The organism is Pseudomonas sp. NY8896 (assembly GCF_039634505.1).
On sequence record NZ_CP132350.1, the window covers coordinates 4,784,078 to 4,801,564 of the forward strand.

The following is a 17,487-nucleotide window of genomic DNA, read 5'->3' on the forward strand; positions in this document are numbered from 1 at the left end:
ACCACTCTGAGGAATAGATTCTTTATTGCGGAACGCAATGGCACCGTGATACCTTGCAGCGCAAACGAGGATCGTTCTCATTTGGAGGTTGTCTTGAAGTACCCTGCGCAACGCTCGTTCAGCCATGGATTCGGTGTGCTGACCCTGTCTACCCTGCTCGCAGCCCCCCACGCCCTGGCCGACCAGCCCACCACTGCCGGCAGCTCGCAGCTGGTGCTCACCCCCGTGCTGGTCAGCGGCGAAAAGGTCGAACGTGACCTGCGCAACACCGCTTCGTCGGTGTCGGTGAAAAGCGCCAGCGAAATCGACAGCCTCAAGACCGGCAATGCCTCGGTACACGAAGTGCTCAATGACGTCCCCAATGTGATCTACACCGACACGGTGGGCGCGCCGATCATTCGCGGCCAGGACACCCAGGGCCCGAACAACGGCGCCAACGTGTTCTGGGGCGGTACTGTGCCGCGCGCCACCATCAACCTTGACGGGCACTACCTGAACTACAACGAGATGTACTTTGGCGCGCCATCGGTGTGGGACGTGGACAGCATCGAGGTGTACCGCGGCCCGCAGACCACCAGCCAGGGTGCCAACGCCATTGCCGGCGCCATCGTGGTCAAGACCAAGGACCCGACGTTCACCCCGGAGGCGGCCTACCAGGCCGAGATCGGCAGCTACCACTCACGGCGCTCTTCGCTGGCAGTCTCCGGCCCACTCAGCGACAACCTGGCCGGGCGCCTGGCACTGGACTATGCAGCGCGCGACACCTTCATCGACTACACCAACCCCTCGTTTGCCAGCCACAACACCGACCAGGATTTCCGCGCCCTGAACCTGCGTGGCAAGCTGCTGTGGCTGCCTGATGCGGTGCCCGGCCTGGGTCTGAAGTACACCTTCGCCCACGGCGACTCCAATCGCCCCACCCAGGAAGCAGCCTCGCGGCCGTTCCACAAGCTGGACCACACCGGCGCCACCATGCCCAGCTGGCACCAACAGAGCAACACGCACATCGTCGACGTGGATTACGAACTGGACAACGGCATGAAGCTGTTCAACCAGACCCAGTATTCGCTGTCCAACGTGCATCGGGTGATTGGCGTGGCGAACGGCGGAGATGCCGACATTCGCCAGAAAAACTTCTCCAACGAAAGCCGCATCACCTTCGGCGAGCAACAGGACACCCTCAGCGGTATGGCTGGCCTGTACCTGGCGCGCACCGACTCGGACGAAATCCTGTATTACGGCGGCATCTCGGACTTCGACGACACCAAGCGCAACCTGGGCGTATTCGGTGAGGTCAGCTACCGCCTCAATGACCGCTGGACGCTCACCACTGCCCTGCGCCTGCAGCAGGACCAGATCCAGCGCAGCGGCACTTCGCCGTTCGCCGCCAATGGGCTGGACTACGACAAGACCTTCACCGCGCTCCTACCCAAGGTGTCTTTGGCCTACGCCCTGACCCCGCAATGGACCGTCGGCGGCATGGTCAGCCGCGGCTACAACCCGGGTGGTGTGTCGCTCAACCTAAGCAGCAAGCGCTTCGAGGCGTTCGACGATGAGCGCATGTGGAACTACGAGCTGTTCGCCCGCGCCAGCCTGCTGGACGACCGCCTGCACCTGAACGCCAACCTGTTCTACATGGACATGCAAGATGCCCAGTACAACATCCCGGTGGTGCTGGCCTCGGGCCTGACCCAGTCCTACACCATCAACGCCGAGAAGGCCCATGCCTATGGCTTCGAGCTGTCGGCGGACTACCGCGTGCTGGATAACCTGACCCTCAAGGCCAGCGCGGGTGCCCTGCAAACCCGCATCGACGACATCGACGCCAACAACCGCTATGCCGGCAACGAATTTGCCCGTTCGCCCGGTTACACCGTCAGCTTCGGCCCGAGCTGGGACATCACTGACCGCGTCAACCTCAATGCCCAGGTGCGGCACATCGACGGTTACTACTCGGACGTTGCCAACACCAAAAGCTATGCCATCGACGGCTACACCGTGGCCGACGCGCGCATGAGCTACCGCTTCAGCGACCAGGTGCAGGTGTACACCTACGTGAAAAACGTGTTCGACGAACGCACCCCTACCTATATGCAAACCAACCGGGGGATAGGCGGTATCGAAGCGAGCATGACCGAGCCGCGTACCGTGGGAGTGGGTGTCAAAGGCGCCTTCTGATGTCAACCGGGCCGCTTCGCGGCCCCAACCCGCAACAGCCAGCAACCGGAGACCCTGATGAAATTGAAAAAAGGCCTGCACATCGGCATGTCGCTCGCCCCCACCTGGCTCAGCGGCGAGGGCTGGCGGCGCGTCGACAGCCGCGTCGAAACCCTGTTCGGCAGCGATTTCGCCATGGACATCGCGCGCCGCTCGGAAGCCGCGCACCTGGACTTCGTGTTCCGCCCTGATGTCAGTTGCGTAGTCGCCGATGCCCTGGCAAGTGGCTCGGGCTTTACCAGCCTCGACCCCACCGTGCTACTGGCCGCGCTTACCCGCGAGACCCACCATATTGGCCTGGTGTCCACGGTCTCGACCACTTTCTTCCCGCCCTACCTGGTCGCGCGTCAGCTACAGTCGCTGAACTGGCTGAGCCAGGGCCGGGTTGGCTGGAACATCGTCACAGCCTTGCAGGGCCACGAAAACTTCGGCCTGGCGGCCATGCCCTGCGCAGAACAACGCTACGCCCGCGCCGCCGAGTTCACCGAAGTGGTCCAGCGGCTATGGCGCAGCTTCCCGCAGCAGGCCCTGCGCATCGACCGCGAGAACGGGATGTATGCCGACCCGGCGCAGGTCCTGCCGATCAACCACCAAGGTGACTTCCTGCAGGTGCAGGGCCCACTGAACTTGCCCGAACAGGGGGCGCGCATTCCACTGATCCAGGCGGGTGCATCCGACAGCGGCCGCGACTTTGCCGCCCGTGTCGCGGACATCGTGTTTGCCCCTACCCCCGACCAGGCCGCCGCCGCCGACCTGCGCCGCGATCTGTCGCGCCGTGCGCAAAAGCATGGTCGCCAGGCCGATGACATTCGCCTGCTGCCAGGCCTGAGTCTGTACCTGGCGCCCACCCGTCAGCAGGCCCGCGAGCTGTTCATGGACACCCACGCCCAGGTGGACAAGCCGCGCAAGTTTGCTGCTATCGAGAAGATGATCGGCATCGACCTGACCAACTGGCCGAGCGACCGGCGCATTCAAGCGACCGACCTGCCGCCGCTACAGTTGCTGCCCGGTGCCAGCCGCACCCATGTAAGCCTGCTGCGGCGGCTGATCGAGCGCGAGTCGCTATTGCCAGAAGAGCTGCTGATGCGCCCGGAAGTGCTGTCGGCGGCGCACTGGCAGGTGATCGGCACGGTCGATGATGCCGTGGCCGAGATTGCCGACTGGGCTGAGGCAGGGGTAATGGATGGCTTTATCGCCGCGCCAGGAGGCTCGTTTGGCTCGGTGTACAGCTTTCTGGATGAGGTGGTGCCGCGACTGGTGGAGCGTGGGTTGTTCCGTGAGCGCTATCAGGGGGCTACGTTCGCCGAGCACCTGCAGCGGTATTGACGGTCAACGAGGGCTGCTACGCAGCCCATCGCGACACAAAGCAATGCCCACAAAAGTTCAAGGCGTGCCCTTCCCCTCCACCGCCTTGGCCGTTTCAATCAGCTTGTCGAACTTGCGATTGAGCTGGGCAAAGGTCTCATCGCTCTTGGCCCGCGCCTTGATGTTGTTCGCCGAGCTGGCCTTGTCGGCGATGGTCACCACTGTCCAGCCCCAGTCTTTGGACACCCAGTAAACCAACTCACCGTCTGCGGAAAACGCTTCTAGCCGGCCACCGGAACGCGGCACCCGCTTGGCGTCCTTGGTCATCGGCAGCAACTGCTGGACCCGCGCCTCGTCGGTGGTGTCCAACTGCACCTGCACCTGGCGAAGCTGGTCGGCCTCGTTGAAGGACGCCTTCACTTTCGAGACGGGTATACCGCCGAGGTTGTAATTTCCCTTCGGGCCGGCCCCCTGAAAAAACTCGGTAGGCACCTGATAGTGATAGCCGGTGAATTGCTCTACCTCACCGAACTGCTGCTGCAGAATGGCGAGGACCTGGGGCTTGGGCATGCCCAGGGTGAACTGGCCGACTTCAAGCGCCGACCAGGCTTGCAGGGGGAAAATCGCGCAGGCGAACAGCAGCGGTAAGGTCCGTTTCATGGGGTTGTCTTCCTTGAAGTGAGCCGGCAAACCTAACCCCTGCACGACAATCCGACAATACTGGCAGGGTGCCAAGGCCGCCCTGCCCCGGCTTCAGGCCACCGCTTTTTCCGCGCCGTGCGTGGCTTCCAGCTCGCGCACCAATGGCAGCACGTGCTCACCGAAATACGCCACTTCTTCCTGAAAATGCAGGAACCCGGAAAGGATCAGGTCGACGCCCACCGCCTTCAGAGCAACGATTCGCTCGGCAATCTGCCGAGGCGTGCCGATCAGGTTGGTCTTGAAACCATCGTTGTACTGCACCAGGTCCTCGAAGCTGGACTTGGCCCAGTTACCCTCGCCCTCCGGGCTGGCCGACCCCGCATGCTTCACTTCCTGACCGAACGCCCGCACCGCTTCGGGGTTGGCCTTGTCGATGATTTCCTGCAGCACTGCGCGCGCCTGTTCCTCGGTGTCGCGGGCGATGATGAAGGCATTGACCCCGATCTTTACCGAGTGGCCGTTGGCCGCCGCCTTGGCGCGGATATCGTCGACCTGGGCCTTGATCCCCTCGACGCTGTTGCCGTTGGTGAAGTACCAGTCCGACACGCGCGCCGCCATGTCCCGCGCAGCACGCGAGCTACCACCCTGGAAAATCTCCGGGTGTGGCTGCTGCAGCGGCTTGGGTTTGAGGTTGTAGTTGCGAAAGCGATAGAAGTCGCCGTTGAAGGTGAAGTTGTCCTGGGTCCAGATGCCCTTCAGCGCGCGGATGAACTCTTCGGAACGGCGATAGCGCTCGTCGTGGTCCAGCCAAGGCTCACCGATGGCATGGAACTCGCCCTTGAACCAGCCCGAGACCACGTTGATGGCGATACGGCCATGGGTGAAGTGGTCGATGCTGGCCAGCTGCTTGGCCGCCAGCGCCGGGTTCCAGGGGCCTGGAAGGATGGCGGCGATAACCTTGAGTTTTTCTGTGGCAGCCAGCAGCGCGTGGCTGATGGTGACCGACTCATGCTGGTTGTCGGCGCCGTAACCGGCTGTGAAACGGATTTGCGACAGGGCGTAGTCGAAGCCGGCCTTTTCAGCAATTTGCGCAAGCTTGCGGTTGTAGTCGATGTCCCAGCTGGTGCGCTGCTCGATGGTGCTGACCACCAGGCCACCGCTGACGTTGGGGACCCAGTAGGCGAACTTGATTGGGGCGTGGCTCATGGGGAGGCTCCTTGAGAGTCCTTGGGGTTCGAGGAGACAGGAGCAGCAACCGTGCCAATCGACAAACCCAAAAATATCAACAAGTTGCACGAAGTTCGCCTGCTGTCCGAGTGCATGGCAGACAGCAGACTGTAAAACCACTGTTGCCCCTGCAACAGCACGCCAGAAGGCGCCAGCCAAGCGCTCGGCGGTCAAGTAATTGTGCCCGATGGTCAAGCGACTCTCCGCGCTGACTGGGAGGATTACAGCAGGCCGCAAGGCCGGCAAAACAATAACAGCAACCAGGAGAACCCCATGACTAGCTACCTGCAGGCCTATGCCCACGCTGCCGACGACCCCGAAGGTTTCTGGCGCGAACAGGCCGCCGCACTGGACTGGCATCGCTTTCCGCAACAGATCTTCACTGCCCAGGCTGATGGCAGCGGCCGCTGGTTCGCCGATGGCCAACTGAACACCTGCCACTTGGCCGTGGACCGCCACGTCGCGGATGGCGCAGGCGAGCGCTGCGCCATCCTTTACGACTCACCCGCCACAGGCGTGCAGGAGCGCATCAGCTACCAGCAGCTGCAAGCGCGCGTGGCCCGGTGCGCCGGTATGCTGCGCGCCCTTGGGGTGGGGCGTGGTGACCGAGTGATCATCTACATGCCGATGATCCCCCAGGCGCTCGTCGGCATGCTGGCCTGTGCGCGGTTGGGTGCCGTGCATTCGGTGGTGTTTGGCGGTTTCTCCGCCGCCGAGCTGGCGGTGCGAATCCGCGATGCCCAGCCCAAGGTGCTGCTCAGCGCCAGCTGCGGCATCGAGTACGACCGGGTGGTGCCCTACAAGCCGCTGCTCGACCAGGCCCTGCAACTGGCCAACGGGCATAGCCCGCACCTGGTGATCGAGCAACGCGAACAGGCCCTGGCCCCGTTGCACGGCCCCCGCGAGCACGACTGGCAACAACTGCAGGCCCAAGCCGAAGCCGTACCTGCGGTGCCAGTGAATGCCACTGACCCGCTGTACATCCTCTATACCTCGGGCACCACGGGTAAACCCAAAGGAGTAGTGCGTGACCACGGCGGGCATGCCGTGGCGCTCAACTTCAGCATGCAGGCCCTGTACGACGCACACCCCGGCGAGGTGTTCTGGGCCGCCTCGGACATCGGCTGGGTCGTGGGCCATTCGTACATCGTCTATGCCCCGCTGATCCGTGGCTGCACCACCTTGCTGTACGAGGGCAAGCCGGTGCGCACGCCCGACGCCGGGGCGTTCTGGCGGGTGATCGCCGAACACCAGGTGAATGTGTTCTTCACTGCCCCCACTGCCTTCCGCGCCATCAAGCGCGAAGACCCGCAGGTACAGCTGGCCGCCGGTCGCGACTTGTCCTGCCTGAAGGCCGTGTACGTGGCCGGCGAGCGCCTGGACCCGCCAACCAGCCAATGGCTGCAGGGGTTTCTGCCCTGCCCGGTTGTCGACCACTGGTGGCAGACCGAGACCGGCTGGGCGATTGCCGGCAACCCGCGCGGGCTGGATGACTTGCCGATGAAGACCGGCTCGGCCAGCGTACCGATGCCGGGCTACCGGCTGGACATTCTGGACGACGAAGGCCAGCCTGTCCCCTGCAACCAGCCGGGCAACATCGCCCTGCGCCTGCCATTGCCGCCCGGCACCCTGACCACCCTGTGGGGCGACCCGCAGCGCTTTGCCGACAGCTACCTGAGCAGCTTCCCCGGCTACTATTGCAGCGGCGACGGCGGCTACCTGGACGAAGACGGCTACCTGTTCGTCATGGGCCGGGTGGACGATGTGATCAACGTGGCCGGGCACCGGCTGTCCAGCGGTAGCCTGGAAGAAGCCCTGGGCGAGCACCCGGCCGTTGCCGAGTGCGCGGTGGTGGCACTGGCCGAGGAGCTCAAGGGCGAGGTGCCGGTGGGGTTCGTGGTGCTCAAGCACGGCCAGCAGCCCGACCCGGCGCTGCTGGAACGCGAACTGGTCGCCAGGGTGCGCGATGCGGTCGGCGCTGTCGCTTCGCTACGGCGGGTGTTCATCCTCAAGCGCCTGCCCAAGACCCGCTCTGGCAAGATTCTGCGCAAGACCCTGCGCAGCCTGGCCGCCAACCCCGAAGTGGCCATGCCTGCGACCATCGAAGACCCGGCCGTGCTGGATGAAGTGCGCGCGGTGTTCGAACAGGCAGGTTGCTATGACGCCGCCCAGGGACGCAAGACTGCCACCGGGCACTGACCAGGCTGAAAAAACAAACCCCGCCAAGGCAAACCTTGGCGGGGCGCGCGTACAACCGGGGTCACACCGTCACAGCTGGTGCAGCACACGCTGCAAGGCGCTGAGGAACTGCTCGACGTTCTGCGCCGAGAAGCACAACTGCGGGCGGATCTTCAGGGCATTGTTGTCGGCCCCCGAAACGCCGATCAGCATGCCTTCTTCCCGTAGCAGGTTGACGATACGCCGGGCCGTGGCGCCATCGGCAGCCCCCGACGGCGCTACCACATCCGCCCCAATGAACAACCCCGCGCCACGTACCTGGCCAAGGCAGGCATGCTCGCGTGCAAGGCCCTCCAGGCCCTCCTTCAGTTGGCCCCCCACCTGCCGGGCATTCTCCTGCAGGCCTTCGTCCTCGATCACTTGCAGCACTGCCAGGCCCACGGCCGCAGACACCGGGTTGCCGCCAAACGTGTTGAAGTAACTGGCGTTGCGGCCGAAGCGCTCCAGGATTTCAGGGCGCACCGTCAAACCTGCCAGCGGGTGACCATTGCCCATCGGTTTGCCCATGGTCACCAGGTCGGGCACCAGGCCATGGCGCTGGAAGCCCCACATGTGCGTGCCGGTGCGGCCAAAACCTGGCTGCACCTCGTCGGCGATGAACAGGCCACCCGCAGCGCGCACCGCCTCCACCGCTTCGACAAGAAAGCCGGCAGGGTCGGCGAACACGCCATCGCTGGTGAACAACGTGTCGACCAACAACGCAGCCGGGCGGATGCCATGACGCTGCATGTCGGCCAGCGCAGCACGCACCTGGGCGGCGAACTGCTGGCCAACCTGGTGCGGGGCGTGCGGCAGGTGCAACGGGGCGTCGACCACGCGGATATCACGGCCCAGCGGCACGTAGTCGCCCACCGACGGCGACAGCTCGGCGATGGCCGCCGTCATACCGTGGTAGGCATAGCGGGTAACGATCACGCCTGTGCCCCCGGTGTAGTCCCGGGCAATGCGCAGGGCCAGGTCATTGGCCTCACTGCCGGTGCAGGTGAACATCACGTTGCCCAACTGCGCCGGCATGGTCGCCAGCAGCTTCTCGGCATAATCGAGTACGCCTTCATGCAGGTAGCGGGTATGGGTATTGAGCGCAGCCGCCTGCCCGGCCAGGGCTTCGACCACACGAGGGTGGCTATGGCCCACCGAGGCGACGTTGTTGTACAGGTCGAGGTAGGCCCGCCCTGCCGTGTCGTACAGCCACGTACCCGCGCCGCGCACCAGGTGCAGCGGGTTGTCGTAGAACAGCTGGTAGGCCGGCCCCAGCAGGCGTTGGCGGCGCTCGATCAGGCGGCGCTCGGCGGCATCCAGGGCAGCAGCCTGCTCGGGCTGGAAGGCATTTACTTTCAACATGGTCGGTCTCCTCAGGTGTCCTGGCGGGCGTCGTCCATGACGATGCTGCCGATGATGTGGTACTTGCGGCGGTCGAAGTAACGGAAGTACAAGGCGATCGAGCCACCCAACGCGAAGCTGGCGGCGACGATCCACGGGATCAGCCGGAACAACAGCGATTCGGCCGCGCTGCCAGCGGCGAAGCTGAGGTTGGCGAACAGCAGGTAAACCACGTACAGCATGCCGATGCCGCCCAGCAGGGGCGCGAGGAAGGTCTTGAACCAATGGGCCTGGGCACGGCGTTGGGTGCCGACATGGAAGTAGCAGATCACGGCGAAGGCGCACAGCGCCTGGACGATCAGAATGCCCATGGTGCCGAGGATTGCCAGCAAGGCATACAAGTCGGCATACGGGTCTTTACCGGTGAACAGGAACGCCAGCACGATCAACGTGGCGATCACGCTTTGCACGGTCGAGGCTACATGCGGCGAGCCATGGCGGGCATGAGTACGGCCAACGGTGCGGCCTAGGAACACGAACAGGTTCTCCCGGCCCAGGGCATAGAGGTAGCGCGCGGCACAGTTATGGAAGGCCATGCCGCAGGCAAACGAGCCGGTCACCACCAACAGCTTGAACAGGCTCACGGCCCACTCGCCCAGGTACAGGCGGGTCGGCCCGTAGAACACCTCGGCGGCACTGGCCGGGTCCTGCGCCAGGCGAATGGCTTCGGCAGGGCCGGAACCGGCGATGGCCATCCACGAGACGAACACATAGAACACGCCGATGCCGATCACCGCGAGCAGCGTCGCCAAGGGGATGATCTTTTTCGGGTTGCGCGATTCCTCGCCGTACATGGCCGAGGACTCGAAACCCACCCAGGACCAGAAGGCGAAGAACAGGCCGATGCCAGCGTTCGCACCTATCACCCCCTCGGCTGGCCGGAAGGCGTTGAGCGGGTTGATCGACTCCACCGCCATGCCCTGCGGCCCACCGCCGTGGAACAGCACGGCAAAGGCCATCAGCCCCAGCATCAGGATCTCCAGCACCAGGCACAGCCCCAGCACCTTGGCAGTGAGGGAGATGTCGAAGTAGCTGAGCACGCCGTTGGCCAATAGCATGGCCAGGGCAAACACGATCCATGGCACATGCAGGCCGACGACACTGGCCAGCAGGTCTTCACAGAAGAAGGCGAAAATGCCCACCAACGCCGCTTCGAAAACGATGTAGGTCAGCGTTACGGCAAGCCCCGAGGCCATGCCCACCACCCGGCCCAAGCCATGGGAAATGAAGCCGTAGAACGCCCCTGTGGCGGTGATGTACTTGGCCATCTGTGCATAGCCAATGGCGAACAGCGCCAGGATGATCGTGGCCACCAGGTAGCCCGCCGGCGCGTACTGACCATTGCCGCTGCCGATGGCGATCGGCACGTTGCCAAGCATGGCGGTGATCGGCGCCGCAGTGGCAACCGTCATGAACAGCACACCCATCAAGCCCACTGCATTCTTGCGCAGGCGCTGCACCTCATGGGGCTGTGCCTGGCTGTCAAGCCGGCGCTCCAGTTCACCGCTGTAGGTCTCGCTCATCAGGATCCACTCCGTGCTTTTATGGTTTTGGTGGAAAAGGGTCAGGCCAGTGCTTGCAGGGACTCGGGCAGGATCTGCCCACCATCGATGATCAGGCTTTGCCCAGTGATGTAGCCGGCCTCTCTGGAAGCAAAGAACAACGCGGCATTGGCAATGTCCTCGACCTGGCCGAGGCGCTTGAGCGGAATGGACGCGGCCATGCTGGCCTGGTAGTCCTCGCCCATGCCCTGCAAGCCTTCGGTAACGATGTTGCCTGGCAGCAGGGCATTGATGGTGATGCCATCGCGGGCCAGCTCGATCGCTGCGGTACGCATGAAACCCAGCTGCGCTGCCTTGCTCGCGCCGTAGTGCGCCCAGCCTGGAAAGCCGGTGACTGGCCCGGTGATGGACGAGGTCAGGATCACCCGGCCGTACTCGGCCCTGCGCAAATACGGCAGCGCCGCCTGCACGCAGAGGAAGGTGCCTTTGGCATTGGTGCCGAGCACCTTGTCCCAGTCGGTATCGCTCATCTCGGCCAGTGCGGCAGAGGGGAAGACCCCGGCATTGGCGCACAGTACATCGAGCCCGCCCTGGGCCTGCGCCACCTCTTCGATCATCCGCAGCACCTGCGCGCGGTCACCCACATCGGCCACCAGGCCGATGACGGCCAGGCCTTGATCACGCAAGCGGCTGGCGACAGCCTCAACCTTGTCCCGGTGCCGGCCACTGATCGCCACCTTGGCGCCCTGGCGGGCGAAGCCGACGGCGATGCCCAGGCCGATACCGCTGGTACCGCCGGTGACCAATACGCTTTTGCCTTGTAGTGAAGTCAGCATGCTCTAGCCCTCGATGCGCTGTTTACGCCAGTGATGGGGGCCGATGGTGGGCCGGCCGGCAGGTGGCGACTTGACCGCAGGGCACAAGTTGAGGGCTGCAGGATCAAATTCTCGAAGCGGCCCAGGCGGCTTGTGGCGTGTGGTCAAGATTTCGCGGTTTGCGGTCAAGCCAGTGGCGCGGGGCTCGACTCATGCTGGCAGCCAGACCCCTGCCAACGGAGCGTGCCTGATGACCAACGATCACCCATCTCACACCAGCCCTGCCGTGCTTGAACGTTTCGCCCAGCACGCGCTGGCTGGCTATGCCGATACCTACCAGGGCCAGATCGAGTTGCTGGTGCACTCCGAGAACGCCACGTATCGGGTACGGGGCTTGCGGCAACGGTATGTGATGCGTGTGCACCGCGCCGGCTATCACCAACACGCCGACATCGCCAGTGAACTGGCCTGGCTGGCCGCGCTGGAGCAGGCCGGCCTGGAGGTACCAGTGCCCATCGCCGGGGTGGACGGCGAAGCGATTCAAAGGGTCGAGCTGCCCGGCCTTGGCCATCGTTACGTGGTGCTGTTTCATTGGATAGAGGGCGGCGAGCCCGACCAGCAACAGTTGAATGCTTCGTTCCGCCGGCTTGGCGCCATCAATGCCCACCTGCATCGCCACGCCCGCAGTTGGCAACGCCCCGACAATTTTCAACGGCTGACCTGGAACCACCAAAGCATGCTGGGTGAGCACGGCCACTGGGGCAGCTGGCGCGAAGCGCCCTACCTGGATGCCCGGGGCAGCGCCTTGATCAGCGAAGCGGTACAGGTGATCGGCGCGCACCTGGCCGGCTATGGCGAAGACCCATCACGCTTTGGCCTTATCCACGCTGACCTACGCCTGACCAACCTGCTGGTGCAAGGTGATCGCACCCGCATCATCGACTTCGACGACTGCGGCATGGGCTGGTACCTGCACGACCTGGCAGCGGCCCTGAGCTTCTTCGAACACCACCCCGACCTGCCGCAGTGGATCGACAACTGGCTGGCGGGTTACAGCAGCGTGGCCAGCCTGGATGCCAGCGACATCGCCATGCTGCCGACGCTGATCATGCAGCGGCGTCTGCAACTGCTGGCCTGGACCGGCACCCACCGCGGCACGCCACAAGTGGAGTGCCTGGGCCCGCAATGGGTCGAGCAGACCGTGGGCCTGTGCCAGCGTTACTTGCAGGAGCGGCCGGTGGGCGCACTCGCACGGGCATGATCGAAACAGTTTTGTAACCAAAGGCTACGCACCGTGCTGGTGCGCAGCCTGCGCCATGAGGGCCCCCGGCAGCGCCGCAATGAGTTGCCCTTGAGCGGTCGACAGGCTGGCGTACGGCCGTTGGCCCGGCGTGGAATGAAAATTGCTCCTTCATTTACCCAGCAACAGCCGGTAAACGACCGAGGAGGAAGCTTCGTGCACGTTATCCATACAGGCTCGCGCCAACCAGCGAGTGCCCCGCCTGGCAACTCGATAGGCATTCTGGCCTCGGCGGCGACCGGCCTGGTCGGCTTCATCGGCCAGCAAGGTGGCGATGCCGAACGCATCCTGGGGCGCGCCGGCATCGACAGCGAGCGCCTGGAGCACCCTACCCTCACCCTGGACCTGAACCAGTACTGCCAGGTATTCGAGGAGGCGGCTCGGCAAACCGGCAATGACAACTTCGGCCTGCGCTTCGGCCAGCAGTTCAAGCCCGACGCGCTCGGGCTGCTCGGCTACGTGGGCATGTGCTCTGCCACCTTGGGCGATGCCCTGCGCAACGTGGTCAACACCTTCCCGGTGCACCAGCAGAGCAGCCTGTTGCGGCTGGAGGAAATGGGCGAGTTCTACCGCCTGGACTACCAGGTGCAATACGGCGCCATCCTGCGCAAGCGGCAGGACGCCGAACTGTCGCTGGGCATGTTCTTCAACCTGATGCGCCATGCGCTGGGGCAAAACTGGGCACCCGAAAAGGTGTTGTTCGAGCACCCGCAACCCGAGGCCTGGCATGAGCACTGCAAAGTGTTCGACGCCCCGGTGCTGTTTGGTCAGCAGCGTAATGCGCTGGTGTTTCGCCGCAGCGTGCTCGACCGGCCAATGCCCGGCCGCGACCCACGCTTGCTGGCCATCGTCATCGAAAGCATGCACCTGCTCCGCGGCCAGGCCGGCACGCTCATGTCGTTTTCAGAAGACGACCGCACCATCTGACTGGATGTAACGCCTGGTGTGCATACGGCTCCTGACAGCCCAATATCAGGAGTCGTCTGCACCAATCTCGACTATGCTCAATACTCGTGTGCACCAAAGCGAGGTTTGGGCATGACATCAGACACTCCACCGATTGCCGCGCAAGGCGTGGCCACCCTGCCCGACGAGGCATGGGCGCAAGCCCGGCACCGGACGGAAATCATCGGGCCACTGGCAGCGCTTGAGGTGGTCGGGCATGAAGCCGCCGATGAGGCAGCCCAAGCGCTGGGCCTGTCCCGGCGACAGGTATATGTCCTGATCCGTCGCGCCCGGCAGGGTACTGGCCTGGTAACAGACCTGACGCCCGGCCGATCCGGCGGCGGCAAAGGCAAGGGGCGCTTGCCGGAACCGGTCGAGCGCATCATCCGCGAGCTGCTGCAAAAGCGCTTCCTGACCAAGCAGAAACGCAGCCTGGCGGCGTTCCACCGCGAAGTCGCGCAGGCGTGCAAAACCCAGAAGCTGCCGGTGCCGGCGCGCAACACCGTGGCCCAGCGGATTGCCGGACTACACCCGGCGAAAATAGCCCGCAGCCGGGGCGGGCAGGACGCTGCCCGTCCCTTGCAAGGCGCGGGTGGCATTCCGCCCGAAGTCACCATGCCGCTGGAACAGGTGCAGATCGACCACACCGTCATCGACCTGATCGTGGTCGACGAGCGCGACCGGCAACCGATTGGCCGCCCATATTTGACCCTCGCCATCGACGTGTTCACGCGCTGCGTACTCGGCATGGTGGTCACGCTGGAAGCGCCGTCCGCCGTCTCGGTCGGCCTATGCCTCGCGCATGCCGCCTGCGACAAGCGGCCCTGGCTGGAAGGGCTGAATGTGGAAATGGACTGGCCGATGAGCGGCAAGCCCAGGCTGCTCTATCTGGACAACGCGGCCGAGTTCAAAAGCGAAGCGCTGCGCCGTGGCTGCGAACAGCATGGCATCCGGCTGGACTATCGCCCACCAGGCCAGCCGCACTACGGCGGCATCGTGGAACGGATCATCGGCACGGCGATGCAGATGATCCACGACGAATTACCGGGGACGACCTTCTCCAATCCCGGCCAGCGCGGCGAGTACGATTCCGAGAAGATGGCCACCCTGACGCTGCGCGAGCTGGAGCGCTGGCTCGCGTTGGCGGTAGGCACCTATCACGGCTCCGTGCACAACGGCCTGCTCCAGCCGCCGGCCGCGCGCTGGGCCGAGGCCGTGGAGCGCGTTGGCGTCCCGGCCGTCGTTACCCGCCCCACCGCGTTTTTGGTCGATTTCCTGCCGGTGATCCGCCGCACCCTGACCCGCACCGGCTTTGTCATCGACCACATCCACTACTACGCCGACGCCCTCAAGCCGTGGATTGCCCGGCGCGAGCGCTTGCCCGCCTTCCTGATCCGGCGCGATCCGCGCGACATCAGCCGCATCTGGGTACTGGAACCGGAAGGTCAGCACTATCTGGAGATCCACTACCGCACCTTGTCCCATCCGGCCGTCACCCTCTGGGAACAACGCCAGGCGCTGGCCAAATTGCGTCAGCTCGGGCGCGAGCAGGTGGACGAGTCGGCGCTGTTCCGCATGATCGGGCAGATGCGCGAGATCGTGACCACCGCCCAGAAGGCCACGCGCAAGGCGCGGCGCGACGCTGATCGCCGCCAGCACCTCAAGACGTCGGAGCCACCGGCCAAGCCCATACCGCCGGATGTGGACATGGCTGACCCGCAGGCAGACAACCTGCCGCCGGCCAAACCGTTCGATCAGATCGAGGAGTGGTAGCCGTGGACGAATATCCCGTCATTGACCTGTCCCACCTGCTGCCAGCGGCACAGGGTTTGGCCAGGCTGCCGGCAGACGAGCGCATCCAGCGCATTCGCGCCGACCGCTGGATCGGCTACCCGCGCGCGGTCGAGGCGCTGAACCGGCTGGAAACTCTGTATGCGTGGCCGAACAAGCAACGCATGCCAAACCTGCTGCTGGTCGGCCCCACCAACAACGGCAAGTCGATGATCGTCGAGAAATTCCGGCGGGCGCACCCGGTCGGCACCGACGCTGACCAAGAACATATCCCGGTGCTGGTCGTGCAGATGCCGTCAGAGCCATCGGTGATCCGCTTCTATGTCGCGCTGCTGGCTGCGATGGGCGCGCCGCTGCGCCCGCGCCCACGGCTGCCGGAAATGGAGCAACTGGCGCTGGCCCTGCTGCGCAAGGTCGGCGTGCGCATGCTGGTGATCGACGAACTGCACAATGTACTGGCTGGCAACAGCGTTAACCGGCGCGAGTTCCTCAACCTGCTGCGCTTCCTCGGCAACGAGCTGCGTATCCCCCTGGTCGGGGTCGGCACGCGCGAGGCGTACCTGGCCATCCGTTCGGACGATCAGTTGGAAAACCGCTTCGAGCCGATGCTGCTGCCGCCGTGGGAGGCCAATGAGGACTGCTGCTCGCTGCTGGCCAGCTTCGCGGCGTCACTCCCGCTACGGCGGCCATCCCCGATTGCCACGCTGGACATGGCCCGCTACCTGCTCACCCGGAGCGAAGGCACCATCGGCGAGCTTGCACATCTGCTGGTGGCGGCGGCCGTCGCCGCCGTGGAGAGTGGCGAGGAAGCGATCAACCACCGCACGCTCAGCATGGCCGACTACATCGGCCCCAGTGAGCGGCGGCGACAGTTCGAGCGGGAACTGATGTGAAGTCCGCGCCGCGCTGGCCGCTGCATCCGGCACCCAAGGAAGGCGAAGCCCTGTCCTCATGGCTCAACCGGGTCGCCGCCTGCTACCAGATGGACGTGCACGAGCTGCTGGCCCACGATCTTGGTCACAGCCAACTTGATGACCTGGATACCGCACCATCCTTGTCGTTGCTGACGGCGCTCTGCCAGCGCAGTGGCGTCGAGCTGGAGCGGTTGCGCAGCATGAGTCTTGCAGGCTGGGTGCCGTGGCTGCTCGACAGTCTCGACGATTCGGTACCAGCAGCCTTGGAAACCTATACATTCCAATGCGCGGTGCTCCTGCCCAAGCGCACCCGCAAGGTGCGGTCCATCACTCGCTGGCGTGCCTGGCTACCGAGCCAGACGATTCGCCGGGCGTGTCCGCAGTGTCTGAACGATCCAACGAATCAAGCTGTGCTACTCGTCTGGCAGCTCCCCTTGATGCTGAGCTGCCCGCAGCATGGCTGCTGGCTGGAGTCCTACTGGGGCATGCACGGCCGGTATCTTCAGTGGGAAATCGCCGATGCTGCGCCGCGCCCTGCCGATGACGCAATCGCCTGCATGGACCGGCGCACCTGGCAGGCGCTGACGACGGGTTTTGTGGAGCTGCCGCGTCGGCGTGTCCACGCCGGCTTGTGGTTCCGGCTGCTGCGCACCCTGCTTGATGAGCTGAACACGCCGCTCTCGCACTGCGGCAGTTGCTCGGCGAGCATCCGCCATGTCTGGGAGCGCTGCGGCCATCCGCTGCGCGCCGGGCAGAGTCTGTGGCGTCCCTACGAGATTCTGGCCCCGGCGGTGCAGTGGCAGATGCTGGAGGCGGCGGCCACCGCCATCACGCTGATCGAGTCAAAGGCGCTGATCCCGCGCGGGGAACAGGCCGCGCTGTTTCAGACGGAGCCGCACACTGGTTTCACCAACGGCCTGCCGGCGAAGGTGCCGAAGCCGGAACCCATCAACCACTGGCAACGAGCAGCCCAGGCCATCGATGAGGCCATCATTGAAGCGCGACACAACCCGGAGACGGCCCGCTTGCTGTTCACACTGGCGTCCTACGGGCGACGCGACCCCGAATCCCTGGAACGTTTGCGCGCCACGTTCACCAAGGAGGGCATCCCGCCGGAGTTTTTGTCACATTACGAGCCTGAATGGCCGTTTGCAGGTCTTAGACTAAATGACGGGTTAAGTGACAGTTTTTGACGGCGAGAACTTTCTGGC

At 64.5% G+C, this 17,487-nt stretch carries 13 protein-coding genes; 8 read left to right on the plus strand and 5 right to left on the minus strand.

The window, feature by feature from the left end; translation table 11 throughout:
- Positions 1 to 93: 93 nt before the first annotated feature.
- Both Q9451_RS21485 and Q9451_RS21490 read left to right on the plus strand, forming a co-directional pair.
- Positions 94 to 2,178, plus strand: a complete 2,085-nt coding sequence (locus Q9451_RS21485) for a TonB-dependent receptor (RefSeq protein ID WP_012271463.1) — start codon at positions 94 to 96, stop codon at positions 2,176 to 2,178.
- A gap of 57 nt (positions 2,179 to 2,235) precedes the next feature.
- A complete protein-coding gene (locus tag Q9451_RS21490) occupies positions 2,236 to 3,543 on the plus strand; it encodes an NtaA/DmoA family FMN-dependent monooxygenase (protein WP_012271462.1) in 1,308 nt (435 codons plus the stop codon).
- Between the two features lie 57 nt (positions 3,544 to 3,600).
- Here Q9451_RS21490 and Q9451_RS21495 read toward each other — a convergent pair whose 3' ends face one another.
- Both Q9451_RS21495 and sfnG read right to left on the minus strand, forming a co-directional pair.
- Positions 3,601 to 4,182: a hypothetical protein gene (locus Q9451_RS21495; RefSeq protein WP_041166440.1), complete on the minus strand. Its 582-nt coding sequence runs from the start codon at positions 4,180 to 4,182 to the stop codon at positions 3,601 to 3,603.
- A gap of 93 nt (positions 4,183 to 4,275) precedes the next feature.
- Positions 4,276 to 5,370 (minus strand): dimethylsulfone monooxygenase SfnG, encoded by a 1,095-nt coding sequence (gene sfnG, locus Q9451_RS21500; RefSeq protein WP_012271460.1) that lies wholly within the window; start codon positions 5,368 to 5,370, stop codon positions 4,276 to 4,278.
- A 294-nt stretch (positions 5,371 to 5,664) separates the two neighbouring features.
- Between sfnG and Q9451_RS21505 the strand changes: the two genes are divergently transcribed.
- Complete coding sequence (locus tag Q9451_RS21505; RefSeq protein ID WP_012271459.1) at positions 5,665 to 7,590, plus strand: AMP-binding protein; 1,926 nt, start codon at positions 5,665 to 5,667, stop codon at positions 7,588 to 7,590.
- Between the two features lie 69 nt (positions 7,591 to 7,659).
- Here the strand turns inward: Q9451_RS21505 and Q9451_RS21510 are convergent, their stop codons facing one another.
- Genes Q9451_RS21510 through fabG form a run of 3 tightly spaced genes read right to left on the minus strand, consistent with a single transcriptional unit; the run spans position 7,660 to position 11,347 of the window.
- Positions 7,660 to 8,970, minus strand: coding sequence for an aspartate aminotransferase family protein (locus Q9451_RS21510; RefSeq protein WP_012271458.1), 1,311 nt, complete (start codon positions 8,968 to 8,970; stop codon positions 7,660 to 7,662).
- Between the two features lie 11 nt (positions 8,971 to 8,981).
- Entirely contained in the window at positions 8,982 to 10,532 is a 1,551-nt protein-coding gene (locus Q9451_RS21515) for an APC family permease (RefSeq protein WP_012271457.1), read from the minus strand.
- 41 nt (positions 10,533 to 10,573) lie between these two features.
- Positions 10,574 to 11,347: a 3-oxoacyl-ACP reductase FabG gene (gene fabG, locus Q9451_RS21520; RefSeq protein WP_012271456.1), complete on the minus strand. Its 774-nt coding sequence runs from the start codon at positions 11,345 to 11,347 to the stop codon at positions 10,574 to 10,576.
- A gap of 229 nt (positions 11,348 to 11,576) precedes the next feature.
- On the opposite strand from fabG, the gene Q9451_RS21525 reads away from it, so the two are divergent.
- The 5 genes from Q9451_RS21525 to Q9451_RS21545 all read left to right on the plus strand — a co-directional run bounded on the left by Q9451_RS21525 (position 11,577) and on the right by Q9451_RS21545 (position 17,469).
- A complete protein-coding gene (locus Q9451_RS21525; protein ID WP_012271455.1) occupies positions 11,577 to 12,587 on the plus strand; it encodes a phosphotransferase in 1,011 nt (336 codons plus the stop codon).
- 195 nt (positions 12,588 to 12,782) lie between these two features.
- The gene (locus Q9451_RS21530) at positions 12,783 to 13,553 is read left to right on the plus strand and encodes an AraC family transcriptional regulator (protein ID WP_345960727.1); all 771 of its coding nucleotides are present in this window, start codon (positions 12,783 to 12,785) and stop codon (positions 13,551 to 13,553) included.
- A gap of 111 nt (positions 13,554 to 13,664) precedes the next feature.
- Complete coding sequence (locus tag Q9451_RS21535) at positions 13,665 to 15,344, plus strand: DDE-type integrase/transposase/recombinase (RefSeq protein WP_003465068.1); 1,680 nt, start codon at positions 13,665 to 13,667, stop codon at positions 15,342 to 15,344.
- Between the two features lie 2 nt (positions 15,345 to 15,346).
- Positions 15,347 to 16,255 (plus strand): TniB family NTP-binding protein, encoded by a 909-nt coding sequence (locus Q9451_RS21540; RefSeq protein ID WP_003465065.1) that lies wholly within the window; start codon positions 15,347 to 15,349, stop codon positions 16,253 to 16,255.
- A complete protein-coding gene (locus tag Q9451_RS21545) occupies positions 16,252 to 17,469 on the plus strand; it encodes a TniQ family protein (RefSeq protein WP_054471483.1) in 1,218 nt (405 codons plus the stop codon). Before Q9451_RS21540 ends, Q9451_RS21545 begins: the two co-directional genes overlap by 4 nt.
- Positions 17,470 to 17,487 lie beyond the last annotated feature (18 nt).